This is a genomic window from Bacillus sp. TH50 (assembly GCF_016650565.1).
Classification (GTDB): domain Bacteria; phylum Bacillota; class Bacilli; order Bacillales; family Bacillaceae_G; genus Bacillus_A; species Bacillus_A mycoides.
This window is the reverse complement of sequence record NZ_JAEKFM010000003.1, coordinates 1,749,416-1,775,992: the sequence shown is the minus strand read 5'-3', so window position 1 is coordinate 1,775,992 and position 26,577 is coordinate 1,749,416. Positions and strand designations below refer to the sequence as shown.

Below are 26,577 nucleotides of genomic sequence, written 5' to 3'. Positions count from 1 at the left end.
ATATTTAAGGAGTGAATATAAATGAAATTTTATATTGCTTCAGGATTTCAAAATAAACATCTTGTTCGTTTCGTATCAAGCCAGTTGAAAGAAGTGGGATGGCAGCATACATATGATTGGACGAAAAATGAAAGAGCAACCAATAGAGAACAATTGCAAAAGATTGGTGAAGAAGAACAAGAAGCGATACGAGAAGCTGATGTTTTCTTACTCATACTAGAGGGTGGGAATGGAAGTCATACAGAATTAGGGATGGCAATTGCTTTAGAAAAGAAAATTTATATATATCACAAGGGCAATGAGTTGCAAACGACATTCTACCATTTACGAGAAGTTGATATTTTCGAAGGAGAAATTGAGGGGCTTGTCTCATATATATTGAATAAAGTGGAATGTTAGACGTGGGAATGCAGCGAGAAATATTTCTTGCAAAAAAAGAGTGAAGGTTACCATTAGGCTATTTTGGGCACAGTTATTATAAGTAAAGCATATAAAGGAGTTATAAATATGAAATTAGAAAATGGATGGGAAACAAGTTTTTTAAGGGTTGTACAAAACAGTGAATTTAAGAAAGATGCAATTCTTAGTCAATTGCTTTTTGCGGATAGTGAAGAAGTAGAAGAGCTTGTTGATGATTACGGTTATGAAGAGATTATTGAACGCGAACATGATGATGAGTTAGCAGGAATTTTAGGAGAAGAACTTTTCAGTGAGCTGGAGCGAAACGTATTCTTATCTCCACAGCCAGAAGAAAAACTTATTTCATTCGTAAATGGATTAGGTTTTCATGTGTTAGATTGGATTGTGCTTCTTGAAACAGAATTTGGCATTGATAGCGCAAACTTCACATCGGATGCAGTGAAAATGTTAGAAAAGCGCTTTAGACAGTTTCCCTATATAGAAGAGAAGACAATTTTTGATATGACGTTTGAAGAAGCGATGGATGTATTAGAATCTGTTACAGGATTACAGCTGAAGGGGAAAATGAACGTATAATGAAAAAGAACGTGATAGCTTCACGTTCTTTTTTTTTTACATAATAATAATTTTATCATCTAGCTTTGTTTGTCCAGTAAGAAGTGCATTTAAATACTCTACTTTTCGTATGCAAGCTTGTATATGTCTTTCAACCTCTTGTAACTCTGCTTGGTGATGCGTTTCAATTGGATGAATTTGTACGTTAAATTTTTCGAATTGACTACTATATGTTATTTCTGCATAGCCGCTCATAATATCGGTTTCGTTATGAAATAAAAATTGCTTCGTTTCTTCACAGAATGATACATCCTGAAAGCCATATACTTTTAATGCTTCAATTACTTTGTTAATCATGTTTATATTCATTTTTTAACCCTCTTTACGAAGTTCTACTTTTATATTATAACATAAAAAATTACGTAGAAAGCGCTTCCAAGTGTATTTTATTATAAACTTTACGTTTCAATCATAAAAATGAAACAAAGAAAAAATAATTGTAAAGAAGGAAGGACTCTTTTATTGTTTCGTCATATATATAGAGAAATAGTGCAATGAAAGGAAATTTTCCGAGGTGGAGATTGTATTTCCAATTTGAGCGCAGTAAAAGAGGTGAGAATCTTGAACTTTGATATTGTAGGACAAAAAGCATATATAAAAAATGGGCCGCATCGGAACCGAATTGGAACTGTAAAGAAAAATGAAAAACAATTAGAATCCCATTTTGCTATTGTAATTGGAGAACAAAGTATTGATGTAGAGCTAAAGGATATCGTGTTAGTTGGAGTAGATGTAGGACAATTTCATACATGGTGCGAGCAAAATGGTTATTTGTGAAAGGGACGGGCTGTGAGATAATGAAATATATTTGAGAAAAGAGAATATGTTATTGTATTCTCTTTTTCTATGTTTAAGGAGGCGGAAATGAAATATAAAGCACAGGAGCTTACATTGGAGTTGAAAGAGAAGATTCAATGTATGGAGAATGGAATAGAGCGAATATCACTTGAACTTTTTAAAGAGTATTCATATTTATACATAGAGAAAAACATGGAACTATCTATGGAACTTGTTAAAGATAAAGAGCATCCTTTTGAGGGGGGGTATTATTCATCAGTTGCCATAGCTATATTAGATGAAGAAAAAGAGATGATTGGATTTTATAATATTCCAATTTGGAAATGCGAAAGAATCTTTTTAGGAATGCAAATTCAATTAAGCATTTGGGGAAGTAAGAAAGTAGGGGAACTTGTTGACGAATCTTGTTATGAGATTGAGGAAGAGTTAAAAGAGCAACTAGAAGAATACTTGGAGTGATAACTTTCAAGAGAAGATGTATAGAGATGGAACATAATAAAAAAGACGCTAACAGTATAAATTGTTAGCGTCTTTTTTATTATGAAGCAATCTCACCAGTTTTTACATCATCTTGATTGTACGTATCCTGATCTAATTCACCAAGCCATTTACTAGAAATAAGACCAGCTGTCATAGAACCACTTACGTTAAGAGCTGTACGACCCATATCGATTAATGGTTCAACTGAGATAACAAGAGCGACAATGCCGATTGGTAAGTTCATTGTAGATAGTACGATTAACGCTGCGAATGTTGCACCGCCACCAACACCGGCAACACCGAATGAGCTAATAGCAACGACAGCGATTAAAGTTAAAATGAATTGTGGTTGTAATGGATCAATTCCTACAGTTGGAGCGACCATCATAGCAAGCATTGCTGGATAAATACCTGCGCAACCGTTTTGACCGATAGATACCCCAAAGGATGCAGCGAAGTTAGCGATTCCTTCAGAAATACCAAGCTTTTCTTTTTGAGCTTCAATATTTAATGGCATTGCACCAGCACTAGAGCGAGATGTGAATGCAAATGTTAATACAGGGAACACTTTTTTCAAATATTGAATTGGATTTAAACCAGATAATGCGATTAATAATAAGTGAATGATAAACATTACGATAAGAGCTACGTAAGATGCTAACACGAAGTTACCAAGTTTTAAAATAGCGTTAATATCGCTACCAGCAACTGTCTTTGCCATAAGAGCTAATACGCCGTATGGAGTAAGACGTAAAATTAATGTTACCATACGCATTACGATTGCATATACAGCATCAAGCATTTTCTTAAATAGCTCTGCTTGTTCTGGATATTTTCGTTTTACACCTATAAAGGCAATCCCGATAAAGGCTGCAAATATTACAACAGAAATTGTTGATGTTGGACGAGCACCTGTTAAATCAAGAAAAGGATTCGTAGGCAACAGTTCTAACAATTTGTCTGGAATTGTTGTCTTTTCAATAGAGGTAAATCTTTCTTCTACTAATTTCAGACGAGCAGATTCTGCATCACCTTGTTGTAATCCTGCTGCTGATACATCAAATCCTGCGCTTGCAGCTATACCGACAGCTGCGGCAATTCCTGTAGTAAGAATTAAAATTCCGATAATAAGACCACTGATTTTACCAAGGTTTTTCGTTAATTGTAATTTTGTAAATGCTGAAATAATAGATACTAAAATAAGTGGCATAACGATCATTTGAAGTAATTTCACATAACCGTTACCAATTAAACTAAACCAGGTATTTGATTCGATAATTACTTTAGAAGTAGGTTCATAAATAAATTGTAATATAAGACCAAAGATAATTCCGACTCCTAAAGCAGTAAATACACGTTTATTAAAAGATACATGCTTACGTTGCATATAATACAATACGCCAACTAAAATGAGCATGACTGTGATGTTAATCCCGACAAGCAGTGTATTCATGTTGATTCCCCCTAATTCCAATGTGTTATATAGAATATAAGGTAATAAAACCTATAAGTCAACTAGGGAATTGCGGGATTAAAAAAAAGATGGCAATTTGCCATCTCTTAATGCCCAGCTCCAGGGACAAGTAAAAATGTTGTGTACCATGTAAATCCGATGAAGAAAACGGTTAAATATGCCCCGAATACGTATATATACATACGCTCTGTTAATTTTAAATAACTTAAAAGTACGAAGAATCCTGTTTGTCCTAAAAATAGTAGTGCGGTCGAATGCATATCCCCTACGTAAAACATAACCGAGAAAATTCCAGTCCAAAAGCCGAGAACGCGAAACATGCGCTCCATGCCATCTCCCTCCTTTTCTAAAAAAAGTAAAACCTCTTTTCATTATAGTTTATTTTTCTAACTATTGTAAATATTCATTCATATAAAAAAGAAGCCAATTATAATATTGACTTCTTCTTAGTTGAAAAACTAAATTTGAACTTTATCCCGCTATTTGTGGGCAGTAAAACTCCCACCTCAAAATTCAGCAAATGCGAGGAAGTTAGGTGGGAGATAACTGCCCGTAAAAGCCCGATTGGTGAAAGCTAATAATCAGTGGGGGAAGAACACCCCCCCACTGATTAAAGTTTCACTTTATAGTTACAAGATTTGCATCCATCTAGTAGACTATCGTTTCGTGTTAATTCCACGTTCGGGAATAGGATTTCAAAAATCCCCTTCATCATATCTCCGTGCATATTACAAATTTCAGTCGGATGATGCGCAGCAACTTCTTTAAATGGGCAATTGTGTACATCATAGAAAATTTTTGTGCCATCTGTACTTAATTCAAAAGCAGGGGATAAGCCAGCTGTTGAGAATGCTTCTTTTGCGATTAGCATTTTTTGTTCTATCGTCAATGCTTCTGCACTTACATTTAAGCGATGCATATGTTGTTGCATTAATTCTTTGCCGAATTGTTTCCCTGTTTCATATAGCGCTTTTTCACCAGCACTACCTAAGCTTAGCAGTGAATTAAATGCTATCTGCGCTAATAATTGATAATCGCGAAATGGGAATTGTAACTGGATGACATCTTGAGACAAGACGTATAGTCTGCTTGGTCTGCCGCCTTTCCCAGTTTTTTTTGTTTCTGATTTGAGCATATTAACATCTTCTAATTTAGATAAATGTAAACGCGCTACGTTTGGATGAATGTTAAACTCATCTGCAATTTCTTGTACAGTTACGTAATTATGCTTTTGCGAAATATATTTATAAATGTAATAACGAGTAGGGTCAGATAACACACCTGTAATTTTTAAAGCTTGTTCCATTAGGATCTCCACCTTTATCACTTTATCCAAGATATTAACATTATAATACAGATAAACTTCCATATAGGTAATTTCAGACAATAATTCAGAAATTGTTCATAATTTCACAAACATATTTTCCCTTTTTCTCCTAGTGAAAATACAAAATTTCTAATTTTTCTTGTGCATTTTTTCATGATATATACATAGTGAGGAGGGAAACTTGATGAATAGTGTCGAGCTTTTTGCAAATATGATTATGAAAGAAGCTTGTGGGGTGCAAGCATCGGACTTACATATTGTGCCCAGGCAGAAGGATGTGGCGATTCAATTACGTATTGGAAAAGATTTAATTACGAAACGGTGTATTGAAAAGGGATTTGGAGAAAAGCTTGTTTCGCACTTTAAATTTTTAGCATCAATGGATATAGGAGAGAGGAGAAAACCTCAAAATGGTTCGTTGTACTTACAAATTGATGGACAAGAAGTGTATTTACGCCTTTCAACACTTCCAACAGTATATCAAGAAAGTCTCGTTATTCGCCTCCATTTACAAGCATCTGTACAGCCGTTGTCTCACCTTTCGTTATTTCCAAGTTCAGCGGAAAAATTACTCTCTTTTTTAAAGCATTCGCATGGGTTACTCGTATTTACTGGGCCGACTGGTTCTGGAAAAACAACAACAATGTATGCATTATTAGAAGTAGCTAGAAAATGGCAAACACGTCGCATCATTACACTGGAAGATCCAGTTGAGCAAAGAAAAGATGGTTTATTACAAATTCAAATAAATGAAAAAGCTGGTATCACATATAAAACAGGATTAAAGGCTATTTTGCGTCATGATCCAGATATTATTTTAGTTGGCGAAATTCGTGATGAAGAAACAGCAAAAGTAGCTGTAAGGGCCAGTTTGACGGGACATTTAGTAATGACAACCTTGCATACAAATGATGCGAAAGGAGCGATACTACGATTTATGGATTATGGTATTACAAGGCAAGAAATTGAACAATCATTATTAGCAGTAGCTGCTCAGCGGCTCGTCGAATTAAAATGTCCATTTTGCAGAGGGAAGTGTGCAACTTTATGTAAATCAATGAGGAAAGTGAGACAGGCAAGCATTTATGAACTGTTATATGGATATGAATTAAAACAAGCGATTAAAGAAGCAAGTGGAGAACATGTTACGTATCACTATAAAACGTTGGAATCGTCGGTTCGAAAAGGGTATGCTTTAGGCTTTTTAGAAGAAGATGTATATGTTTAAGAGAAAATGGAGTTTAAGTGATCAAGCATTATTATGTAAAAGATTAAGTGATTTATTAGAGAAAGGTTACTCACTTTTGCAGGCGTTAGAATTTTTGCAGTTGCAACTACCATTAGGGAAGAAATTACAGTTACAGCGTATGATCGAGGGATTGAAAAATGGACAAAGTTTGCACGCTTCTTTTCACCAATTAATGTTTCACTCTGAGATGTTAAGTTATTTGTTTTATGCAGAGCGACATGGTGACATTTCTTTTGCTTTGCAACAAGGGAGCGTACTTCTTTACAAGAAAGATAAATATAGGAAAGATATGATGAAAGTAATGCGATATCCTATGTTTTTATCATTTTTTTAATGATTATGCTTTCTGTTTTTAACCTCATTTTATTGCCTCAGTTTGAAATGATGTATAGTTCTTTACGTTCTACAGCACCACCACTTACGGAGCAAATTTTAGTTGCAATTAAATTATTACCCTACTTCGTTTATATGATTGTTCTTATCGTTATAACGGGATTTAGTTTATATATATTTTATTTCCGAAAACTTCCGCCTACTCAAAAGGTAAAGATTATGATCCGTATTCCCCTTATGAAAACATTTCTTATTTTAAATCATTCGCATTATTTTTCCACTCAATTAAGTGGTTTATTACACGGTGGATTGTCGGTACACGAAGCATTAACAATAATGATGAAGCAAAAGTATCATCCGTTCTTTCAGTATGAAGCAGACCGGATTGAGCGGCAATTAATTGCAGGAGAACCGTTACAATCTATTATTGATAAAAGCGGTTATTACGAGAAAGAACTTTCTTATATCATTACGCATGGACAAGCAAACGGTAATTTAGCAAATGAGCTTGGTGATTACAGTGAGCTCATTATTGAAAAGGTAGAACAAAAAATTAAACGTATGTTATTTGTGATTCAACCCATTTTATTTACATGTCTTGGGGTTATAGTCATTTTGATGTACTTAGCGATGATTATGCCGATGTTTCAAATGATGAATTCTATATAGGGGGCATTTACATGCAGAATGAGGAGGGTTTTACTCTTTTAGAAATGTTATTAGTTATGGTTGTCATAACTGTATTATTACTATTAATTATTCCAAATGTAGTTACACAGCGCTCATCCGTCCAAGGAAAAGGATGTGCAGCCTATGTGAAATCTATAGAAGCACAAATACAAGCATATCACTTGCAACATAATAAGATTCCATCAATAGAGGAACTTGAAACAGGAAAGTATATTACTTCAAAAACTTGCCCGAAAGGTGAACCAATCCATATTTCCGATGATGGTACGGTATCAGCTGGGAAATCGTGAAGCAAAAAGGTTTTACTCTTTTAGAAATGCTACTTGTCTTATTTGCTATTTCTGTACTGAGTGTTGTTACGCATTTTAACGTTACTTCATTACATGAAAAACAAAAAGTTGAGCAGTTTTTGAAACAGTTTTCAAATGATATTTTGTATATGCAGCAGTTAGCGATTAAGCGTCAAAAACATTATACGTTACGCTGGTTTAAAGAGAAACATATGTATTATATTTCGGAATCGGAGACAGACCTTTTAATTGTTAAGAGAGAATATGATAAAGATGTCCAAATGGATTTGCATACCTTTCCAAATCCAATGACATATAATCCGAGCGGGAATATTAATAGGGGTGGTGCGATTTTACTTTCCTATCGAGGGTATAAATATGAGATTGTATTTCAGCTTGGAAGAGGGAGATTTACGTATCGTGAAGTGTCAAAAAGGATCAGTAATGGTTGAAATGGTTGTAGCGTTAAGTTTAATAATGATGGCGGCATCGTTATTGCTCCCGCAAACATTATTAATTATGCAAGAAAGAAAAAATATAAAAATGAGCTATAAAGCATTAATATTATTAAAAAAAGAAGCGGCCTTATTTAAGTATGAGAATGAGGAAAAGCGAGTAAAAGAGCAAGTCATAAAAGGAATTGTATATTACACATATTGGAGAGGAGATGAAGTTTGTACGATGTGGAAAGATATGAGAGGAAAAGCGATGGAGCAATGCCTTTAGGCAAAGGAAAAATAAAAAAGAAGCGGGATTTACATTAATAGAAATGATTGCATGTTTGTTGCTTTTATCAATGTTCTTTTTACTTTTACCGCGTCTTCATATTATGGGGATAGAAAATACACATTCAAAAGGATTAAATGACTGGGAGTGGGATGTGTTTTTAGGACAAATGCAATTAGAGTTTCGTGAAGTATTAAGTGGGAGGAAGATAGAGCTAGAAAATGGTGGGAATATTTTACGCTTCCAACTTCGTAATGGTGATCAGGTGACGTATGAAAAGTTGAATAGTAATTTAATAAGAAAAGTAAATATGCGCGGAAGGGAATTTATATTACAAAGGATTGAAGCGATTTCGTATAAATTAACACCTCATTTGTTATATATATATGTGAAAGATATAAGTGGTGAAATATATGAAGGCGTGGCTGTGCGCTATAGTGAAATTGAGATAGAAACATGAGAAAACAAGATGGATTTGTAATGCCAGGAACAATTATTTTTCTTATTTTATTCATTTCATTTTTGATGTACGAAACGAATATGTTACTTTCGGATAAAAAATTTTATTCTGAAATAGAACAAAGTTTTTTCATGGAGGAACTTGTTGATCGAGCTATTTCAGATATAAAAAGAGACTTACAGCAAAAAGAAAAAGAGGATGTTTTTTTATTTCAGTATGAAAGAGGAGAAGTGAGTGGAAAGTACGTCTTTGAAAATGATGTTATTATCATTTCTTTGCAATGTGTTACAAAACAGAGAGTTTTCTATACAGTGAGCTTTCACTATAGGAAAAAGGATAATAAAATATTTGATTGGGTAGAAGGATAATATGTAAAATATATGGAGAAGAACCATGAGTTTCTATTGTGGAGGGATTCAATTTCTTTGAGGAAAGGGATAAGAACGATGTTCAAAAGTTTAAATTTTCTCAAAAAAGAGAAAGGTAGAAAGAATATGATATATTCATGCTATCCAATCATTTTTTCTAGGGAGATAAGAAAATGACAAATAACAATCAAATAGGTGAAAATAAGGAACAAACTATTTTTGATCATAAAGGAAATACGATTATGACAGAGGATAGAGAAATACAAATTATTTCAAAATTCGAAGAACCTCTTATTGTTGTATTAGCAAATGTATTAAGTGATGAAGAGTGCGCTGAATTGATTGAAATGTCTAAAAGTAATATGAAACGTTCTAAAGTTGGTTCATCACGTGATGTAAATGATATTCGAACGAGTAGTGGTGCATTTTTGGAAGAGAATGAACTTACTTCGAAGATTGAAAAACGAATTTCATCTATCACGAATGTTCCTGTAGCGCATGGAGAAGGATTGCACATTTTAAATTATGAAGTGGATCAAGAATATAAAGCGCACTATGATTATTTTGCAGAACATAGCAGGTCAGCTGCTAATAATCGTATAAGTACTCTTGTGATGTACTTAAATGATGTAGAAGAAGGCGGGGAAACATTCTTTCCGAAATTAAATCTTTCTGTACACCCTAGAAAGGGAATGGCAGTATACTTTGAGTATTTTTATCAAGATCAATTACTAAATGAGCTTACGTTACATGGAGGAGCACCTGTAACGAAAGGTGAGAAATGGATTGCAACGCAGTGGGTGAGAAGAGGTACTTATAAGTAAAAGTGAGCCAGCTTGTTTGATTACGAGAAAATAGTGAGTATGTTACGTTTTGTTCTTCATAGCATAAGAAGAACAAAACGTTTTTTTATTAAATAAAGTAACATCTTTCGTTATAATAACAAATAATAACGGATGATTGAGAGGAACGAAAATGAAATCTATATACATAACTGGCTATATGGGAGCCGGGAAAACAACAATTGGAAAAGTGTTAAGTAAAGAACTTCATATGGATGTTGTAGATACAGACCAAAAAATTGAAGAGAAGCAAGAGAAGGCAATTCGTGATATTTTTGCCGAAGAAGGCGAAATGGCTTTTCGGGAATATGAAAGTGAAATGTTACGTTCGCTACCGGTTCAGAATGTAATTATTACAACGGGTGGAGGGATTATTGAACGGGAGGAAAATCGAAAGTGGATGAAGGAAAATGGAACTGTTGTGTATTTATATTGCGATCCACATGTAATTGCAGAAAGGCTTCGTGAAGATACGACACGTCCACTATTTCAGAAGAAAGATATAGATGCATTTATAACGAAATTTGAATCGCGCCGAGCTTATTATGAAGAGGCTGATATTCATATCGATACGACAAATAAGTCGGTAAAGCAAATTATGAATGAATTAAAGCAAAAGATTAATGAATAAAAAAGTGGACATACTAATCAAGTAGAGGTGATGATAATATGTCTACTAATGATTATGTACGCTTTGTGACACAGCAATTTGTGTCATATATGGATGCTCCAAAAGAGGATCGAAAACAACAGAAACAACAACGTCGTGCGGAGAAAGAGCCATTCTTAAATAAATGGTTTGGTGTTATGCCACTGAGCGCTGCTTTGTTTTATCGAAATGTAAAAAATAAAAGAAAAAAATCAAGCTAACTTTTTCGTAATATGTCTGGCAAAATAAAGATCCCCTAGCAGCTTGTTGCACTAGGGGATCTTTATTTATTGTTGCACAGATTCTTTTTCTTCAGTAACCGCATGTATCTTATTATTTACCCATACAAACCCTATTCCGATGCAAATAGAAATACCCCAGCCAACAGCAGTCATAATAGCTCTCATTTCACCATATCCATCTACACCGAAAACAGAGATGAAATAGATTTTCAAGAAGCTTTTTAATATAAATTGAAGGCCGAAAAATAGTGTTAAATATTGCAGTGCTGGATATATACGACTATCACGATAAAGCTCACGACTTTTATCACGATCATGACCTTGCAGAGCTGAAATATCCGCTGCGAAATATAACATAAGTGGTTTTTTTATAAAGATTGTACATATAACGATGCAGCCAAGTACGATATGATAATATGCATCATTCCATAGCATTCGTTCCGCTGATCCAGATATTAAGTCTACCGTTGTATTAGAAATGAGTGTAATTAAAATAAAGAACCCTGTAACGTTAAGCTGTTTTTCCTTTTTAAAGGTATACAGTGTATAAATAATCCCCGGAACAGAGGAAATTAACATTGCGTAATAAGGATCGATATAAGGTTTTGCAAATTTCCAAATGAGGAATGGGAATACGAGATAAAAGACAAGATCTAATATAGCTTTTTTATTTTGATTCATACAAATCCTCCTTAAGTCATACATATATTTTATAATATAATTTCTGAAAATTGTATAAGGTTTAATAAAAAAAGAAAAGTAGATGATTAGTAGATTAAAAAAATTGTCCCTAGCGTAGTAAGTTTTTTTAGTATATAATAAAGGAAACGCTTTCATTTTTGGTTTGTTCACAAAATGGATGGAAAATCACATATTTACTATTGATATGTTACTTTATAATGAAACTAATTAAATATACATGCATACAATATTGTGAAATAAATAACATAAATAATCTATATAAATGTAAACGTTATCAAAAGAGAGGTGGAGACAATGAGTAAATTTTTCTTCAATCATAATCCAGCAACATTAGAGGATGGAAGACTGGTTAAGTATGCTGAAATTATTTATGGAGAAGGTGGCCGTTCTGTATTAGAAAATTTAATGGTGAAGGCATCTATCAGATTACGTGATCGTTATCCGAATAAATCTGACGAACAGATCTCGAACCTCGTAAATCAAGGCATCCATGATATGTTTCAAAAATACGTGAATGAGTAAGAGCAGCTACTGGCTGCTCTTATTTTTTTGTATAAGGATTGTGCCTCTAGCTGAAAATAAAGATGCATTTTGAAACATGCAAAAAGGAGGCGAAAAAGATGAGTAATGGAATTGGTCGTTCAAAAGAGAATCTTCCAACTGATGCAAACCATGTAAGTGCAAAGGATCGTGCATATCAGAAACGTATGACAGAGAAAAAACAGCAAGAGCGTAATGAAGATAGAGAATAGGCTGGAAACATATCTTAAAAGAAGCTCCTTCAATCTGAAGGAGCTTTCTTTAAGATAGAAAATGATTTGCGGTAACATAAAAGAGACCACCGTTTATAATTTGTATTGTAATGCGTGGTTCGTATTGTTCTTGTAATGCTTGCTTTTCAATTTCATAGCTTTCTGGAAGTTCATCGCTATCTTCGTAAAATCGATTTAAAAGGTCTAAATCGTGATTCCAACGCACTCTCGCTTCTTTTGCCCACGTGTGGTCATCTTCAGCGATTATATTTTTTAAAGCATCCTCTATACGTTGTAAGCCACTTTGTGGCTTAATGATAGGTGAGAGGGTAAAACAAAAGTCAGGTATTTTCGGTGTGAGTTTGATCTCTGCTAAAGTGTCATGAAAGTTCGCAATCATTGTCCCGGAAATAAGATGAATACCGATGGAATGAAGTATGTCTTTTTTGCGGTCGCATTGATAAGATACTTTTATATTTACACCAAGCCAAGGATGAAGGGGGGTATGAGTTGCCCCGCTATGTTTCACTTCCTCATATAAACGTATGTATGAACCTAGTTCTTTTGTTGTTTCAAATATTTGATGCAAACGGGGTGAACCGTAATGAATAAGTTCACCGTCGTTTTCTTCGTTTTCTGGATTTGTAATAAGAGTAAGGCGCATCGGGTTCGGAATGCCTCCTGTTTTTTCAAGATAGTGCCAATAGAAAGGGCGGTTCATTAGTAATTTATCCATTTCAATTGTTAACTGCACGTCTAATAGGTGAGGGGAACGTTCTAAAATTTCGCAGTTATTCGCCTCAAAAAAGTTATATAAGTAATTATGAATTTCATTTTGCTGCATAGTCTTGCACCTCTGCTTCATTGCGCTTCGCAAAATCGATAATAGATGTTAAATTTTCCATCTTGATTCGAATTTCACCTTCGCTTTTTGACTGCGCGAAAATTTCTTGAATATGCGCATCAATATTTTTCATGTTGATTCTCGTTAAAATTTCATCGAGTTCACCGATTACACGTTCAAATAAATTAATTTTTTCATATAGTAGTTTTAAAATGTGCTCTTCAACAGTGTGCTTTGTTGCTAAGTTATAAATATGAACATCATTTTTTTGTCCAAGACGGTGAATACGTCCAATCCTTTGCTCGAGTCGCATTGGATTCCACGGTAAGTCGTAATTAATCATATGGCTACAAAATTGTAAGTTAATTCCTTCACCACCAGCTTCGGTCGCAATTAATACTTGGGCATGATTTTGGAAAAGCTCCTTCATCCAATCTTTCTTCCCGCGCTTAAATCCACCGCGAAATGGAACAGAGGAAATGCCATGTTGTTGTAAGAACCATTGTAGATACATTTGTGAAGCTCTATATTCAGTGAAGATAATGACTTTATCGTCAACTTCTTTTATAAGCTCTAGTGCTTTATTTGCTTTGGAGTTGAACGGAATATGATTAATTTTGTCCATCAGCACATCAATATGTGGGTCCTTTATGTAGTGTTCATTTTCTTTCTGTCTTTTTTCTACATGTTTTTTTAATGAATAGTAAACAGCTTCACGACTACTACATGCTTCCCGTTTTAAAGTTAAGGATGAGAAAGCAGATGTGACGGCATCTTGTCCACGCCAATTTTCAATTTCATTATACAAAGCTTGTTCTTCTTCATTGAATTCAACGAAGATTGTTCGTACATGCCTCTTCGGCCAATCAATGCCAGTGTTATTGCGTCTATTTCGAACCATTACTTTATTGATAAGAGCTTTTAAATCTTCATCGGATTCAGTGGAACGATTTTTGGAAGCGTAATATTCTTCAAAATTAGATTGATTGCCTAAATGACCTGGTTTTAATAAAGAAACGAGGTTGAAGATTTCATCGATTTTATTTTGAACAGGAGTTGCAGTTAGTAATAAACAAAACTTCTTTTTTAATCGCTGTGCAAATTCATAGTTTTTTGTTTTATTATTTTTTAGTTTATGTGCTTCATCGATAATAATAAGGTCATACTCTAGATTTAAAACGATATCGCGATGCGGTGAACGTTTCGCAGTATCGATTGATGAAACGATGACATCAGCTTGTTCCCAAGAATAACTTTTCTTTTGAGCGACCGCAGGAATAAAAAATTTTGTGTTTAGTTCATACGCCCACTGAGATACGAGAGAAGCTGGAACGAGAATGAGTACCTTTTTTACAAGTCCTCGAACCATATATTCTTTTAAAATAAGTCCAGCTTCAATCGTTTTTCCAAGTCCAACTTCGTCTGCTAGAATCGCTTTACCATTCATTTGTTCAATGACATTTTGAGCGACCTCTAATTGATGTGGAAGCGGCGTGAAATGTGATAAATGTTTCGGTGCTTGCAATCCATCAAAAGTAGGGACGAGTAACGATTTCTCTGTTTTATAAGCTAAATGATATAAATCCCAATTTGTCCAAGGACCATCTTCATCAATTCTTTTTAAAAAATTGTTTTGCCACGTTCGATCTACGGAAATATCGACATTCATTAAGACTCTCCCACCTTTTATAAACTAAAGTGATTATTTAAAAAATCTTTATTATAAGCCTCGTAATAAGGCGCTATCACAATTACTAAAAGTTAAAGAATAGGCAATGATAAAGGGCTAAATTTCAAAATTTGTATTTAATAAGATTAAGAATGAAAAATTCTAAATTATTTTTTATGCTAGAATATTGATGAAATATAGCGAATAATGTTAGGATAATGGTGTGAAATGTGTGGAATCTTTCGTATTTTATCCAAGAAAGTAACTTTTTATTTACGCTTTCATAAAAAAATATACTGAGATTCCGTATAACCTTATCTTTTCAGAATGAAAATGTTTAGATATGGGAAGCAACTTTTATTGATTTGTCAGAGCATAAGGGGGAAAGAGCATGATTACATTACAACGTACACCGTTATTTGATGTATACGCGAAGTATGGTGGGAAAACAGTCGACTTCGGTGGTTGGGAATTACCAGTTCAATTTTCAAGCATTAAAGAGGAACATGAAGCTGTACGTACAGGAGCAGGTTTGTTCGATGTATCTCATATGGGAGAAGTAGAGGTAAAAGGTGTAGATAGTTTAGCATTTTTACAACGTGTTGTTACAAATGACGTATCTACCTTAAAGGTAGGGGGCGCACAATATACAGCTATGTGCTATGAAAATGGTGGCACAGTAGATGATTTATTAATCTACAAACGTGGTGAAGAAGACTATTTATTAGTAATCAATGCATCAAATATCGAGAAAGATTACGAATGGTTAGCTAGCCATGTAATTGGCGATGCGAAAGTAGTCAATGTTTCTAGTGAAGTTGCGCAGCTTGCAATTCAAGGACCAAAAGCAGAAGGCATTTTACAAAAAGTTGTGTCAGAAGATTTGAAAGAAATTAAGTTCTTTAAATTTAAAAATAATATTCTTGTAGATGGAATTCCTGCACTTGTATCTCGTACAGGTTACACAGGTGAAGATGGATTCGAAATTTACTGTAAGAGTGAAGATGCAGCAAAACTTTGGGAGAAACTTCTTGAAGTGGGAGCAGAAGAGGGCTTAAAACCATGTGGCTTAGGTGCTCGTGATACACTTCGCTTCGAAGCAACACTTCCGTTATACGGACAAGAGTTATCAAAAGATATTACACCGATTGAAGCGGGAATTGGTTTTGCGGTAAAACCAAATAAAGAAGCAGATTTCTTTGGAAAAGAAACGTTAAAAGAGCAAAAAGAAAACGGTGCATCTCGTAAATTAGTCGGCATCGAAGTAATCGAACGCGGTATTCCTCGTACGCATTACCCTGTATTTATAGGAGAAGAAAAAATCGGGGAAGTAACGAGTGGTACACAATCTCCAACGTTAAAGAAAAGCATTGGTTTAGCACTAATTGATGTAAAATACGCAGCAGTTGATACAGAAGTAGAAATTGAAATTCGTAATAAACGCGTCAAAGCAGTAGTTGTTCCAACACCATTTTATAAACGTTCAAAGTAACGGGGAGAGGGGTAGATTTCATGTTGCATCGTTATCTTCCAATGACAGAAGAAGACAAAAAAGAAATGTTACAAACAATCGGCGTTCAAACGATTGATGAGTTATTCTCTGATATTCCAGAGAGTGTTCGTTTTAAAGGGGATTTAAAAATTAAAGAAGCAAAATCAGAGCCAGAGCTTTTAAAAGAGCTATCTCAAATGGCTAGCAAAAATGCGAACTTAAAAGAATATGCTTCTTTCTTAGGAGCAGGTGTATACGATCATTACGCTCCAGTAATTGTTGATCATGTTATTTCTCGTTCAGAGTTTTATACAGCTTACACACCATACCAACCAGAAATTTCACAAGGGGAATTACAAGCAATTTTTGAATTCCAAACAATGATTTGTGAATTAACAGGAATGGATGTAGCAAACTCTTCTATGTATGACGGAGGTACAGCTTTAGCTGAAGCGGCAATGCTAGCAGCTGGTCATACTCGTAAAAAGAAAATTCTTGTATCTAAGGCAGTTCATCCAGAATCAAGAGCAGTACTTGAAACATATGCAAAAGGTCAAAATCTTGAAGTTGTTGAAATTGATCATAAAAACGGTGTAACAGATTTAGAAGTATTACAAAGTGAAGTAGATGATACAGTTGCTTGTGTAATCGTTCAATATCCAAACTTCTTCGGACAAGTGGAAAAGTTAGCTGATATCGAAAAAATCGTTCATCAACAAAAATCATTATTTATCGTTTCTTCAAATCCATTATCATTAGGCGCATTAACACCGCCAGGAAAATTCGGTGCTGATGTTGTAATCGGTGATGCACAACCATTCGGTATCCCAACGCAGTTTGGTGGACCGCACTGTGGTTACTTTGCAACAACGAAAGCATTTATGCGTAAAATTCCAGGACGTCTTGTCGGACAAACTGTAGATTCAGATGGTAAACGTGGATTTGTATTAACGTTACAAGCACGTGAACAGCATATTCGTCGTGATAAAGCGACGTCTAACATTTGTTCAAACCAAGCGTTAAATGCATTAGCAGCTTCTGTTGCAATGACGGCACTTGGCAAACAAGGTGTAAAAGAAATGGCACGTCAAAACATTTCTAAAGCACAATATGCAAAACGTCAATTTGAAGCGAAAGGTTTCACAGTAACGTTCGCTGGACCATTCTTTAATGAATTTGTTGTAGATTGTAAACGTCCAGTTAAAGAAATAAATGATGTATTAATACAAAAGAATATTATCGGTGGTTACGACCTAGGCCGTGATTATAAAGAGCATGAAGACCATATGCTTGTAGCGGTAACAGAGCTTCGTACAAAAGAGGAAATTGACACACTTGTAAACGAAATGGGGGCTATCCAATGAAGAACCAAGACCAAGCACTTATTTTTGAAGTGACTAAAGAAGGACGCGTAGGATATAGCTTACCCAAATTAGATGTAGAAGAAGTAAAATTAGAAGATGTGTTTGAGAGTGATTATATTCGAGTAGAAGATGCAGAGCTTCCAGAAGTATCTGAACTTGATATTATGCGCCATTACACAGCGCTTTCAAACCGTAACCACGGTGTGGATTCTGGATTCTATCCACTTGGGTCTTGTACGATGAAATATAATCCGAAAATTAATGAAAACGTAGCTCGTTTCGCAGGCTTTGCAAATATTCATCCACTTCAAGATGAAAAAACAGTGCAAGGTGCAATGGAATTAATGTATGACTTACAAGAACATTTAATTGAAATTACAGGTATGGATACTGTTACGTTACAACCAGCAGCTGGTGCACACGGAGAATGGACAGGATTAATGTTGATTCGTGCATATCATGAAGCGAACGGTGACTTTAACCGTACGAAAGTAATTGTTCCTGACTCTGCTCACGGAACAAACCCGGCGTCTGCAACAGTAGCTGGTTTTGAAACAATTACGGTGAAATCAAATGAACATGGTCTTGTTGACTTAGATGATTTAAAACGTGTTGTAAACGAAGAAACAGCAGCACTTATGTTAACAAATCCAAATACATTAGGCCTATTCGAAGAAAATATTTTAGAAATGGCAGAAATCGTCCATAACGCAGGCGGTAAATTATACTATGATGGTGCAAACTTAAATGCGGTATTAAGCCAAGCACGCCCAGGAGATATGGGATTTGACGTTGTGCATTTAAATCTTCATAAAACATTTACAGGTCCGCATGGCGGCGGTGGCCCAGGTTCTGGTCCAGTAGGTGTGAAAGCTGATTTAATTCCGTACTTACCAAAACCGATTTTAGAGAAAACAGAAAATGGCTATCACTTTAACTATGATCGTCCAGAAGCAATTGGGCGTGTGAAACCATTCTATGGTAACTTCGGAATTAACGTTCGTGCATACACATATATTCGTTCTATGGGCCCAGATGGCTTGCGTGCAGTAACTGAGTATGCTGTATTAAATGCGAACTATATGATGAGAAGATTAGCACCATTCTATGATCTTCCGTTCGATAGACATTGCAAGCATGAATTTGTATTATCAGGTCGTCGTCAAAAGAAACTTGGTGTACGTACATTAGATATTGCAAAACGTCTGCTTGATTTCGGTTACCATCCACCAACAATTTACTTCCCATTAAATGTGGAAGAATGTATTATGATTGAGCCAACAGAAACAGAATCAAAAGAAACATTAGATGGTTTCATTGATAAGATGATTCAAATTGCTAAAGAGGTAGAAGAAAATCCAGAAGTTGTACAAGAAGCACCACATACAACAGTAATAAAACGTTTAGATGAAACATTGGCTGCTCGTAAACCAGTTTTACGTTATGAAAAGCTAGCACCTGTACAAGTGTGATTGGAAAAAAAAGAACTCGCTACATGCGGGTTCTTTTTTTTCCAACATTGGTGCGGATAGAATGAAAAAAATGTTAAAAATTTATATTTTTTGTTTCATATTGCTGTAAAGATGCGGTTTTATAGGTGTTTTTGTTGAAAAAGTCGGTTTGATAAAAGTATTTATTTTTGTTAGAATTTTATTGAAATTAAGAAGATGTGATGAGGTAGAAATTACTCATTTTTATGTATATGTGAAAAAACGAGCAAGACGGGGGTGGAAGCGTGGGATATCGATGTTATAGAATGGTATACCATTTAGAAAATGGAGAAACAATTAAAGATGTAAAAGAATTTTGTTACCGAGACCAAGGGAAAGTGTTAGAAAGAGTAGCGCACCGTGTAATGGATAATAGAGAAGTGACAGCGATTGATAAACAAGGAACAATCATTTCAATAGCGTGTGAGGACATTGTAAAGGTAGAACTTGATTACATAACAGAAAGTTAACCTTGAGTCATATCGAATTATTCGATACAATATACTGTTGAATGGTGAAGAGAGAAGAGAGGAGTTTATCATGGGTAATACAAGACACTTTTATATGTTTATTTTAGCGTTTGTTCTTGTTGTGGCGTTAACGATTTATTTAATTGTTGATAGCAGCTGGTACAATACAGTTCATCCAGCATTCCTTCTTTTTATGTATGTAGGAATTGCGGTTGTTAGTTTCGGAATGAGAGACGAAATGTTAGATCGCTTTGAAAAGTGATACATATACGAAAGACCAACAGAAAAATGTTGGTCTTTTTTTCTTGCCAAAAATAGGATGTTTTGTATATACTGTGTATATAAGGTATATACAGTATATACACACTGGAGGAAAACATGAATATTATTATTTCGAATTCTTCCCAAGACCCTATTTATGTGCAAATAAGGAAACAATTAAGCCAGCTTATTTTAAATAGTGGTTTAAAGGGTGGAGACCAATTACCGTCTATTCGTAGCTTAGCGAAGGAATTACAAATTAGTGTAATTACAACGAAACGTGCGTACGAGGAGCTTGAAAAAGAAGGATATATAGAAACTGTTGCTGGGAAGGGGACTTATGTTTCACATAAAAATAATGAACTATTAAAAGAACAGCGGCTACGTCTATTGGAAAGTAAAGTAGAAGAGATTGTGAATGAAAGTAAAGTGTTGCAGCTTTCACTGGAAGAGTTGCAACAGATGATTGCGTGTTTATACAAGGGGGAATAAGAGATGTTAGAGCTAAAAAACGTTTGTAAAACTTATCAAGATTTCTCAGTGAAAAATGTAAGTTTTACATTGCCACGTGGATATATTATGGGATTTATCGGACCGAATGGAGCTGGAAAAAGTACGACGATCAAAATGATTATGAATTTAATCAGAAAAGAGAGCGGTGATATAAAAATTTTTGGTAAGGACAATAAGAAAGCCGAAAAGGAAATAAAACAAAATATTGGTTTTGTATATGATGAAAATCATTATTACGAAGATTTAACGTGTGAGCAAATGAAACGGATTATTGCACCGTTATATAAAAAGTGGGACGAAAAGCAGTATCAATCGTATATGCAGAGATTACAAGTTCCAACGTATAAAAAGATTAAAGAGTTATCCAAAGGGATGAAAATGAAATTTGCGATTGCAATCGCACTTTCACACCATGCGGAATTCATTATTATGGATGAACCAACAGCAGGATTAGACCCAGTTGTTCGAATTGAATTACTTGATATGCTGCAAGAGATTGTAATGGAAGATGAAGTATCTGTATTATTCTCAACACACATTACAACAGACTTAGAGCGCATCGCGGATTATATTACGTTCATCAACGATGGAGAAATTATATTTACTGGTGAGAAAGACGAATTAATGGAGAACTACGTAATCGTAAAGGGCAGTAATGACTTATTAGATCGAGAAGGAAAAGAACTATTTGTTGGATTACGAAAAAATAAATTTGGTTTCGAAGGTTTAGCGAAGGATAAACAAGCAATTATCGATTGGTTTGGAAATGAGGTTGTAATAGAAAAGCCTACATTAGATGATATTATCGTTTACACCGCGAAAGGGAGAGGTGCTTATGCGTCAGCTCATATATAAAGATTTGTTCTTTTTTCGGGTAACTTGGTTAGTGAATCTGAGTATGCCTCTTTTATTCTTTATATTAGAGCCAGATGGTGAAATGTTATTTCCGATGAGCTGTCTATTTATAACTCTTTCCTCCGTTATGACGTTAATCTTTATGGATGAAAGGAATAAAAGTGACATTATTATAAATAGTTTACCGTTAAGCAGAAAGGATATCATTATTGCTAGATATATTTCCTGTGCAATATTCAGTGTAGGGGGCATGGTTTCCACTATGCTAGTTGTTTTTCTTATAAGAGGTATCGCTGTTATTGATGATATCGGTGCATATCATCCTAATTTGTATATTGAAATTCCGTGGTATGGAGTAGTAAATGGGGCTGTTTACGCCGTATTTTTTGTTGTAACATTCTTTCCTAGTTATTATGTTACAAGGTCAAAGATAGCACGAAGTATAGTGTCAGGAGCATCAATGGTAGTTGGTGGAATTGCTTGGATATTCATAGGAGATGGATTGGATGAAACAACACCTTCATTCATTGAGTGGATTATGAATCCAGTGCATATCGGTGTATTTATAGTTGGAGGAATTATATTAGCTAGTGTCTATATCGCTTCTATGTTTCTTACAATTAAAATTTATGGAGCACGTGATTTGTAGAGAGGGGAATTCATATGCAACAGTTGATTTTGAAGGAGTTTTTCTTACATAAGAAGATGTTTCCTTTATATTTTTTAATACCTATTTTCTCTGTTTTTAGGAATCCCGTCCAACCAATGGGGATTGCAATAGGATTATTTATAACATGTAGTACGATTATATATATTTCTTTTTATTATGACGAGAAAAGTAAAGCAGAAAAAGTATTAGTGAGTTTGCCTATAACGAGAAAGGAGATAGTTATAGCTAAATATATTTCAAGCTCATTATTTATTATGGCTGGTTTGAGTACAACTTTTATAGTCGTAATATTAGGAAATATTTTATTGAACAGAGACATAGCTATTCCTGGATATGCAATATTTTCGGCAATAGTAGCTACTTTGATCTATTGTGTTGTAACGATACCTGCTAATTACGTTGGAGGATATAAAGCTATTACTGTCTTGAATGTGATTATGATTTTTCCTTTAATGGGTATGATTGGCCTTATGTGCAGTATTTTTGGTGATGAAATAATTATGTTAAAAGTACTCCACTCTCAAGAGGCTACACTAGCAATGAGTGCTCTTGGTATCGGAGTGTTAGTAAGTATAGTCATATCAATGTTTCTCTCAATGAAAATGTTTCAGGAGGCAGAGTTATAGAAGAGGCTCTTTTCATACTAGGAGGTGTAAAACATGATCAAGCAATTAATTTTAAAAGATTTCATCATTCAATGGAAATTTTTAATTTGGTACATACTCTATCCTATTCTCTTTTATATGGCTTTAACAGATACGGAAAATCTATTCATAATTATGTCAGTAATTATTACAATTGGGGCAACAGTAAAAACATTTGAAGTAGATAGTAAAAATGAGAGTGAAGTTATAGTAAATAGTTTACCAATATTGAGAAAACAAATTGTATTTGCGAAATATATAGTAGCAATTATTATTCTTTTTATAAGCGTAACGGTCGGTTGTTTCACGATGGGAATGAAGAATGGGGTTAACCTATTTGAATTTATTGAAACGACAATGGTTGCTAGTATTAGCTTTATTTTAGTGTATTTAAGTTTTGTTTTACCAATATCGTTTTGGTTAGCATATAAAAAAGCTATTTTTATTACGATTTTTATACTAATAGCACCGACAGCAATTGGTACTATGTTCTTTGAAATCAGCATGGAACAAATTCAACTATATAACAGGGTGTTATTCGTTAGTTCAATTTGCATGTTCATAGTATCTATCTTCGTTTCAGTGAAATTGTATGAGAAGAGAGAATTTTAAAAGGTGCCTTATATAAGGCACCTTATTCAATAACGACAATATGAAAGTAAGAGTTTATAAACAGAGAGGCTGTTTGGTACAACATCTTTTGGAGTATGTAATATAAAGCTGAAAACGATAACGAGAATGAGAAAGAGGAAAAATAAAAATAGGATCTGCTTATGTATAGAATTTTGCATATAACCCACTCCTTTTTTAGGTAGTATGTCCAAAAGAAAGAAGGATATGAAAAATTTTAGGAGGGAGAATGATGAACAAAAGAAAGTGGTTATATAGAATTGGGGTACTTTTATTTTCAATCGGTCTCATATTAGCAAATTTTTACTCAGATATACCATCGCCATTTCCTAATTTGTATAAAGGGATTGGTATGAGTGTTGTCATAGCTGGTCTGCTTTGTCTGATCGCATCAAATTTCTATAGAAAATCAGAATGAATATAAAGTGAAACTTTAATCAGTGGGGGTCTTACTGCCCGCGAATAGCGGGATAAAAAAGGACAGTTACTTCTTTTCAGAAGAACTGTCCTTTTTAAATAACTTGTTCCATAGCTTGGCGATACTCCATATAATCACGATTGCAATGGAGGCAATAATTGACCAAGCAATAGATGCAATTTCAAGTGCCATGCTAGGAAGGAATGTAAGAATGGATACTACTTTATGAAACAACCATTCTATTATATGAAAACTGATTTGTAATAGAATGACAATTCCAAGTGTAATCCATGCTAACATTTGTTTTCCTTTTTCTTTCCACATGACATTCACCTCACGTTAGCCTAATAATTTTAAGCCAACAGCGCCGCACAGAATGCAGCTTAAGAAGGCAAGGCGACGCCAATCCGCTGACTCGCGGAAAATAAGAATACCGAGAAGTGCACTTCCGGCAGTTCCGATTCCAGTCCAAATTGCGTAAGCAGTTCCCATCGGTAATGTGTTCATTGCAAGAGATAAGAAGAAGAAGCTTACGCCAAAGTTAGCGATTAAAATAACTTTTGGTGCCCAGCCTTTCTTTTCAGTGGCTACTTTCATAAAGAGTACACCAACAATTTCACAAATACCAGCTAGAATTAAAAATACCCAAGCCATTTTATGCGGCCTCCTTCGCTTCTTTTTCTTCTGTTACTCGTTTTAAACCAATTACTCCGAAGAAGATTAAACCGATTAATAATACTTTTACGATAGAGAAAGGTTCTCCGAAGATGAAAATCTCTGTAAGAACGATTCCACCAGCTCCAATTCCTGTAAAGACTGCGTATACAGTGCCGACAGGTAAATCTTTATATGCTCTAAATAATAAGACGAAACTAATTGTAATTAATAGAGCAACACCAGCCCACTCAAGTGGTGCCTCCGCTTTTTTAAGTCCAATAACCCAAAAGATTTCAATAATACCAGCTATGATTACATAAATCCATGCCATATGTCATTTCTCCTTCCTACCAGTCGTTAGGTAAAGGGCTTAAAAACGACGCATTGCAAAGGAGCAATCCGTCAGTTTGAAAGGCCGCGCCAAAATACTTTCCAAGAAGCTTCTAAACGTGTCTCAAAACGATTTAAACCTGCGTATAGTAGTTCAACCATAAGGCCGTCAAGTAAGCATAAAAAAGCCTCCAAAGCATCTTTTACTTCAATGTTATGCAGTTCATCTTGTTCGCTTGCTCTTTTAAACACAGGGAATAAAAGTTTTCCGACACTTTCAATGTGTACATTCGCTTTATCAATAATTTGTTCGCGAAATGCATCCGGCGGAAAATAAGAAGTTCGTAACCAAAACATTGATTCTTCACTTTCACCAAATCGTTTTGCATAACCTTTTAACAGATTTACTAGCAATTCTTCAGTAGACGATTTTGAAAAATTTTCGATATCGTCAGTGAAGCTTTGTAAATCTTTTTGAAGAGCGGATTCTAAGCATATAAAATATAGCTCTTCTTTTCCTTTAAAGTGTGCGTAAATCGATGGTTTTTTAATCCCAACTTCTTGAGCAATATTTGCTAATGAAGTTCCTTCGTAGCCGTAGCGCGCGAAATGAGAAAGTGCTACAGCTTTAATGCGGTTTGCTGTCATTTTCATCCCCTACCTACCGTTCGTTAGGTTCATTATATGAGATAAAAAATATAAAGTCAATAGGTGAAGAACTGAAAAAAGAGTGCTATGGTTGGCACTCTTTTCTAGACTGTTTTTCGCTCAATTAAATGGAATGAAAGTTCTTCTGAGTTTCCAATAATGTGTTCGTTTTGTATCTGTTTATGAAATAAAGAAAAAGCACGCGATCCCATTGTGAGCCCGGGATGCTCAATAGTTGTAATTTCTAATGCTTTTGAAATTTCATGGTTATCAAATCCCAGGATAGCGAGGTCTTCAGGTATGCGAATGCCATGTTTTTTTGCCTCTGTTAATAAACCAGCAGCTACTTGATCGTTCGCTGTGAAAATAGCGGTTGGACGATTTTTCATGTTTAAAATACGATGAAGTATTTTTGCCCCGTCCTGCATCGTATAACATTGATGGAAAATCCAATCAGGGTGTACTGTTTTTCCTTCGTGACGGAGAGTGTCGGCGAAAGCTTTTTCACGCTCGATTGAATTAACACTTGTTTTTCTTGCTAAACAAATGCCGATTTTTTCATGACCTTTACTGAGTAAATAGGAAGTACCAAGGCGGAATCCTTCGTAATGATCTACATAGACAGATGAAATGAGGGGATGGTTCATTTTTTCACATGAAATAATAGGGGCAAATTTTGCGAACGGTTCAATTTGTTCCCATGAACTCGTGCGAGAGCAAATAATCATCCCGTCAAATTGTTTCATTTTCATCATTTCAAGAACGCGAATTTCTTCAATACTATCGTAATTCGTTTGGCATAAATTAATATGATATCCAGCTGCTAACGCTTCGTTTCCGATTCCTTCAATGATCGTGCTAAAGTACGGAAGATTAATAAAAGGTAGCATAACGCCAATTGTATATGTTTTACCCTTTATTAAATGGATAGCATTTATATTTTTTGCATAGTTCAATTCTTCAACTGCATCTAAAACACGCTTACGTTTTTCCTCTTTTACGTAAGGATGATTATTAAGGACACGAGAAACAGTTGATATAGATACACCAGCAGTTTTTGCAATTTGTTTTATATTGGCCATATGTATCACCTCTTTCCTTAATTATAAGGGGAAAATAATAAGAATGAAAAAAATCTTGACCTGAAAAGCTTTTCACAATCTATGTTATAAGCATGACTTCTGTTGTTCGCGTAACCTTTTTAT

The 26,577-nt window shown here is 34.7% G+C and carries 37 protein-coding genes and 3 pseudogenes; 27 read left to right on the top strand and 13 right to left on the bottom strand.

From position 1 onward, the window contains the following. The first annotated feature begins 21 nt into the window (after window positions 1–21). Together JFU23_RS09230 and JFU23_RS09225 are read left to right on the top strand one after the other, a co-directional pair. A complete protein-coding gene (locus tag JFU23_RS09230) occupies window positions 22–399 on the top strand; it encodes a nucleoside 2-deoxyribosyltransferase (RefSeq protein WP_002034029.1) in 378 nt (125 codons plus the stop codon). A 108-nt stretch (window positions 400–507) separates the two neighbouring features. Continuing rightward, window positions 508–996, top strand: coding sequence for a hypothetical protein (locus JFU23_RS09225; RefSeq protein WP_137059013.1), 489 nt, complete (start codon window positions 508–510; stop codon window positions 994–996). Window positions 997–1,032: 36 nt separating this feature from the next. Here JFU23_RS09225 and JFU23_RS09220 read toward each other — a convergent pair whose 3' ends face one another. Next, entirely contained in the window at window positions 1,033–1,344 is a 312-nt protein-coding gene (locus JFU23_RS09220) for a hypothetical protein (protein WP_002165070.1), read from the bottom strand. 252 nt (window positions 1,345–1,596) lie between these two features. Here JFU23_RS09220 and JFU23_RS09215 point away from each other — a divergent pair, with 252 nt between their 5' ends. Together JFU23_RS09215 and JFU23_RS09210 are read left to right on the top strand one after the other, a co-directional pair. Further along, window positions 1,597–1,812 carry a DUF3912 family protein gene (locus JFU23_RS09215; RefSeq protein ID WP_002034026.1) on the top strand — a complete coding sequence of 72 codons (216 nt, stop codon included), beginning with the start codon at window positions 1,597–1,599 and terminating at the stop codon, window positions 1,810–1,812. A 69-nt stretch (window positions 1,813–1,881) separates the two neighbouring features. Next, entirely contained in the window at window positions 1,882–2,292 is a 411-nt protein-coding gene (locus JFU23_RS09210) for a hypothetical protein (protein ID WP_201031784.1), read from the top strand. A 79-nt stretch (window positions 2,293–2,371) separates the two neighbouring features. On the opposite strand, the gene JFU23_RS09205 is transcribed toward JFU23_RS09210, so the two are convergent. The 3 genes from JFU23_RS09205 to JFU23_RS09195 all read right to left on the bottom strand — a co-directional run bounded on the left by JFU23_RS09205 (window position 2,372) and on the right by JFU23_RS09195 (window position 5,093). Beyond that, the gene (locus tag JFU23_RS09205; RefSeq protein WP_201031783.1) at window positions 2,372–3,766 is read right to left on the bottom strand and encodes an L-cystine transporter; all 1,395 of its coding nucleotides are present in this window, start codon (window positions 3,764–3,766) and stop codon (window positions 2,372–2,374) included. 107 nt (window positions 3,767–3,873) lie between these two features. Next, entirely contained in the window at window positions 3,874–4,116 is a 243-nt protein-coding gene (locus tag JFU23_RS09200) for a DUF2626 domain-containing protein (RefSeq protein ID WP_002015110.1), read from the bottom strand. A gap of 281 nt (window positions 4,117–4,397) precedes the next feature. After that, a complete protein-coding gene (locus JFU23_RS09195) occupies window positions 4,398–5,093 on the bottom strand; it encodes a helix-turn-helix transcriptional regulator (RefSeq protein WP_002014995.1) in 696 nt (231 codons plus the stop codon). Window positions 5,094–5,298: 205 nt separating this feature from the next. Between JFU23_RS09195 and comGA the strand changes: the two genes are divergently transcribed. From comGA to JFU23_RS09145, 10 genes and pseudogenes are all read left to right on the top strand, one after another. Beyond that, window positions 5,299–6,342 (top strand): competence type IV pilus ATPase ComGA, encoded by a 1,044-nt coding sequence (gene comGA, locus JFU23_RS09190; RefSeq protein WP_002138337.1) that lies wholly within the window; start codon window positions 5,299–5,301, stop codon window positions 6,340–6,342. Beyond that, a pseudogene (gene comGB / locus JFU23_RS09185) lies at window positions 6,329–7,365 on the top strand (competence type IV pilus assembly protein ComGB). Before comGA ends, comGB begins: the two are co-directional and overlap by 14 nt. An 11-nt stretch (window positions 7,366–7,376) precedes the next feature. Then, on the top strand, window positions 7,377–7,676 hold the full coding sequence (gene comGC, locus JFU23_RS09180) for a competence type IV pilus major pilin ComGC (RefSeq protein WP_002088623.1): 300 nt from the start codon (window positions 7,377–7,379) through the stop codon (window positions 7,674–7,676). Then, window positions 7,673–8,128, top strand: coding sequence for a competence type IV pilus minor pilin ComGD (gene comGD / locus JFU23_RS09175; RefSeq protein WP_137059084.1), 456 nt, complete (start codon window positions 7,673–7,675; stop codon window positions 8,126–8,128). The genes comGC and comGD overlap by 4 nt, the downstream gene beginning before the upstream one ends. After that, entirely contained in the window at window positions 8,121–8,402 is a 282-nt protein-coding gene (locus tag JFU23_RS09170; protein ID WP_201032271.1) for a type II secretion system protein, read from the top strand. Before comGD ends, JFU23_RS09170 begins: the two co-directional genes overlap by 8 nt. 1 nt (window position 8,403) lies before the next feature. Then, window positions 8,404–8,862: pseudogene (gene comGF / locus JFU23_RS09165) on the top strand (competence type IV pilus minor pilin ComGF); the annotation flags it as partial. Beyond that, window positions 8,859–9,230: a competence type IV pilus minor pilin ComGG gene (gene comGG, locus JFU23_RS09160; RefSeq protein WP_016096113.1), complete on the top strand. Its 372-nt coding sequence runs from the start codon at window positions 8,859–8,861 to the stop codon at window positions 9,228–9,230. The pseudogene comGF and the gene comGG, both read left to right, overlap by 4 nt. A gap of 173 nt (window positions 9,231–9,403) precedes the next feature. After that, window positions 9,404–10,054, top strand: a complete 651-nt coding sequence (locus tag JFU23_RS09155) for a 2OG-Fe(II) oxygenase (protein WP_201031782.1) — start codon at window positions 9,404–9,406, stop codon at window positions 10,052–10,054. Window positions 10,055–10,205: 151 nt separating this feature from the next. Next, window positions 10,206–10,703 (top strand): shikimate kinase AroK, encoded by a 498-nt coding sequence (gene aroK, locus JFU23_RS09150; protein WP_137057331.1) that lies wholly within the window; start codon window positions 10,206–10,208, stop codon window positions 10,701–10,703. A gap of 38 nt (window positions 10,704–10,741) precedes the next feature. Further along, window positions 10,742–10,942 (top strand): YqzE family protein, encoded by a 201-nt coding sequence (locus JFU23_RS09145; RefSeq protein WP_002015009.1) that lies wholly within the window; start codon window positions 10,742–10,744, stop codon window positions 10,940–10,942. Between the two features lie 66 nt (window positions 10,943–11,008). On the opposite strand, the gene JFU23_RS09140 is transcribed toward JFU23_RS09145, so the two are convergent. Beyond that, a complete protein-coding gene (locus tag JFU23_RS09140) occupies window positions 11,009–11,644 on the bottom strand; it encodes a VC0807 family protein (protein WP_002138325.1) in 636 nt (211 codons plus the stop codon). A 127-nt stretch (window positions 11,645–11,771) separates the two neighbouring features. Then, window positions 11,772–11,888, bottom strand: a pseudogene (locus JFU23_RS09135) (GTP pyrophosphokinase). A gap of 71 nt (window positions 11,889–11,959) precedes the next feature. Here JFU23_RS09135 and JFU23_RS09130 point away from each other — a divergent pair. Together JFU23_RS09130 and JFU23_RS30930 are read left to right on the top strand one after the other, a co-directional pair. Next, entirely contained in the window at window positions 11,960–12,187 is a 228-nt protein-coding gene (locus tag JFU23_RS09130) for a hypothetical protein (RefSeq protein ID WP_000032698.1), read from the top strand. 98 nt (window positions 12,188–12,285) lie between these two features. Next, window positions 12,286–12,417, top strand: a complete 132-nt coding sequence (locus JFU23_RS30930) for a hypothetical protein (RefSeq protein WP_002088613.1) — start codon at window positions 12,286–12,288, stop codon at window positions 12,415–12,417. Between the two features lie 49 nt (window positions 12,418–12,466). Here the strand turns inward: JFU23_RS30930 and JFU23_RS09125 are convergent, their stop codons facing one another. Both JFU23_RS09125 and JFU23_RS09120 read right to left on the bottom strand, forming a co-directional pair. Next, the gene (locus JFU23_RS09125) at window positions 12,467–13,261 is read right to left on the bottom strand and encodes a YqhG family protein (protein ID WP_201031781.1); all 795 of its coding nucleotides are present in this window, start codon (window positions 13,259–13,261) and stop codon (window positions 12,467–12,469) included. Further along, window positions 13,248–14,930 (bottom strand): DEAD/DEAH box helicase, encoded by a 1,683-nt coding sequence (locus JFU23_RS09120; protein ID WP_002015016.1) that lies wholly within the window; start codon window positions 14,928–14,930, stop codon window positions 13,248–13,250. Before JFU23_RS09120 ends, JFU23_RS09125 begins: the two co-directional genes overlap by 14 nt. A 391-nt stretch (window positions 14,931–15,321) precedes the next feature. On the opposite strand from JFU23_RS09120, the gene gcvT reads away from it, so the two are divergent. The 11 genes from gcvT (at window position 15,322) to JFU23_RS09065 (ending at window position 23,737) form a co-directional block, all read left to right on the top strand. Next, on the top strand, window positions 15,322–16,422 hold the full coding sequence (gene gcvT, locus JFU23_RS09115) for a glycine cleavage system aminomethyltransferase GcvT (protein WP_002034013.1): 1,101 nt from the start codon (window positions 15,322–15,324) through the stop codon (window positions 16,420–16,422). Window positions 16,423–16,442: 20 nt separating this feature from the next. Beyond that, complete coding sequence (gcvPA, locus tag JFU23_RS09110; protein WP_002034012.1) at window positions 16,443–17,786, top strand: aminomethyl-transferring glycine dehydrogenase subunit 1; 1,344 nt, start codon at window positions 16,443–16,445, stop codon at window positions 17,784–17,786. Next, window positions 17,783–19,258 carry an aminomethyl-transferring glycine dehydrogenase subunit 2 gene (gene gcvPB / locus JFU23_RS09105; RefSeq protein WP_002122485.1) on the top strand — a complete coding sequence of 492 codons (1,476 nt, stop codon included), beginning with the start codon at window positions 17,783–17,785 and terminating at the stop codon, window positions 19,256–19,258. Before gcvPA ends, gcvPB begins: the two co-directional genes overlap by 4 nt. Before the next feature lie 284 nt (window positions 19,259–19,542). Beyond that, a complete protein-coding gene (locus JFU23_RS09100) occupies window positions 19,543–19,746 on the top strand; it encodes a DUF3929 family protein (RefSeq protein ID WP_000262495.1) in 204 nt (67 codons plus the stop codon). Between the two features lie 70 nt (window positions 19,747–19,816). Further along, complete coding sequence (locus JFU23_RS09095; RefSeq protein WP_002088608.1) at window positions 19,817–20,008, top strand: hypothetical protein; 192 nt, start codon at window positions 19,817–19,819, stop codon at window positions 20,006–20,008. Window positions 20,009–20,124: 116 nt separating this feature from the next. Then, window positions 20,125–20,499, top strand: coding sequence for a GntR family transcriptional regulator (locus tag JFU23_RS09090; protein ID WP_044442613.1), 375 nt, complete (start codon window positions 20,125–20,127; stop codon window positions 20,497–20,499). A 3-nt stretch (window positions 20,500–20,502) separates the two neighbouring features. Next, complete coding sequence (locus JFU23_RS09085) at window positions 20,503–21,375, top strand: ABC transporter ATP-binding protein (protein WP_201031780.1); 873 nt, start codon at window positions 20,503–20,505, stop codon at window positions 21,373–21,375. Then, window positions 21,356–22,024 (top strand): ABC-2 transporter permease, encoded by a 669-nt coding sequence (locus JFU23_RS09080; protein ID WP_201031779.1) that lies wholly within the window; start codon window positions 21,356–21,358, stop codon window positions 22,022–22,024. Before JFU23_RS09085 ends, JFU23_RS09080 begins: the two co-directional genes overlap by 20 nt. A gap of 14 nt (window positions 22,025–22,038) precedes the next feature. Continuing rightward, on the top strand, window positions 22,039–22,671 hold the full coding sequence (locus JFU23_RS09075) for an ABC-2 transporter permease (RefSeq protein WP_061674780.1): 633 nt from the start codon (window positions 22,039–22,041) through the stop codon (window positions 22,669–22,671). A 33-nt stretch (window positions 22,672–22,704) separates the two neighbouring features. Beyond that, entirely contained in the window at window positions 22,705–23,301 is a 597-nt protein-coding gene (locus JFU23_RS09070) for an ABC-2 transporter permease (protein WP_201031778.1), read from the top strand. 250 nt (window positions 23,302–23,551) lie between these two features. Beyond that, window positions 23,552–23,737, top strand: a complete 186-nt coding sequence (locus JFU23_RS09065) for a hypothetical protein (RefSeq protein ID WP_016100624.1) — start codon at window positions 23,552–23,554, stop codon at window positions 23,735–23,737. A 66-nt stretch (window positions 23,738–23,803) separates the two neighbouring features. On the opposite strand, the gene JFU23_RS09060 is transcribed toward JFU23_RS09065, so the two are convergent. The 5 genes from JFU23_RS09060 to JFU23_RS09040 all read right to left on the bottom strand — a co-directional run bounded on the left by JFU23_RS09060 (window position 23,804) and on the right by JFU23_RS09040 (window position 26,454). After that, window positions 23,804–24,061 (bottom strand): DUF3975 family protein, encoded by a 258-nt coding sequence (locus JFU23_RS09060; protein WP_098635948.1) that lies wholly within the window; start codon window positions 24,059–24,061, stop codon window positions 23,804–23,806. Between the two features lie 15 nt (window positions 24,062–24,076). Continuing rightward, window positions 24,077–24,391: a DMT family transporter gene (locus tag JFU23_RS09055; protein WP_002015033.1), complete on the bottom strand. Its 315-nt coding sequence runs from the start codon at window positions 24,389–24,391 to the stop codon at window positions 24,077–24,079. A gap of 1 nt (window position 24,392) precedes the next feature. After that, complete coding sequence (locus JFU23_RS09050) at window positions 24,393–24,725, bottom strand: DMT family transporter (RefSeq protein WP_000312339.1); 333 nt, start codon at window positions 24,723–24,725, stop codon at window positions 24,393–24,395. 71 nt (window positions 24,726–24,796) lie between these two features. Then, window positions 24,797–25,378: a TetR/AcrR family transcriptional regulator gene (locus JFU23_RS09045; protein WP_201031777.1), complete on the bottom strand. Its 582-nt coding sequence runs from the start codon at window positions 25,376–25,378 to the stop codon at window positions 24,797–24,799. 98 nt (window positions 25,379–25,476) lie between these two features. Continuing rightward, the gene (locus tag JFU23_RS09040) at window positions 25,477–26,454 is read right to left on the bottom strand and encodes a LacI family DNA-binding transcriptional regulator (RefSeq protein WP_002034002.1); all 978 of its coding nucleotides are present in this window, start codon (window positions 26,452–26,454) and stop codon (window positions 25,477–25,479) included. Window positions 26,455–26,577 lie beyond the last annotated feature (123 nt).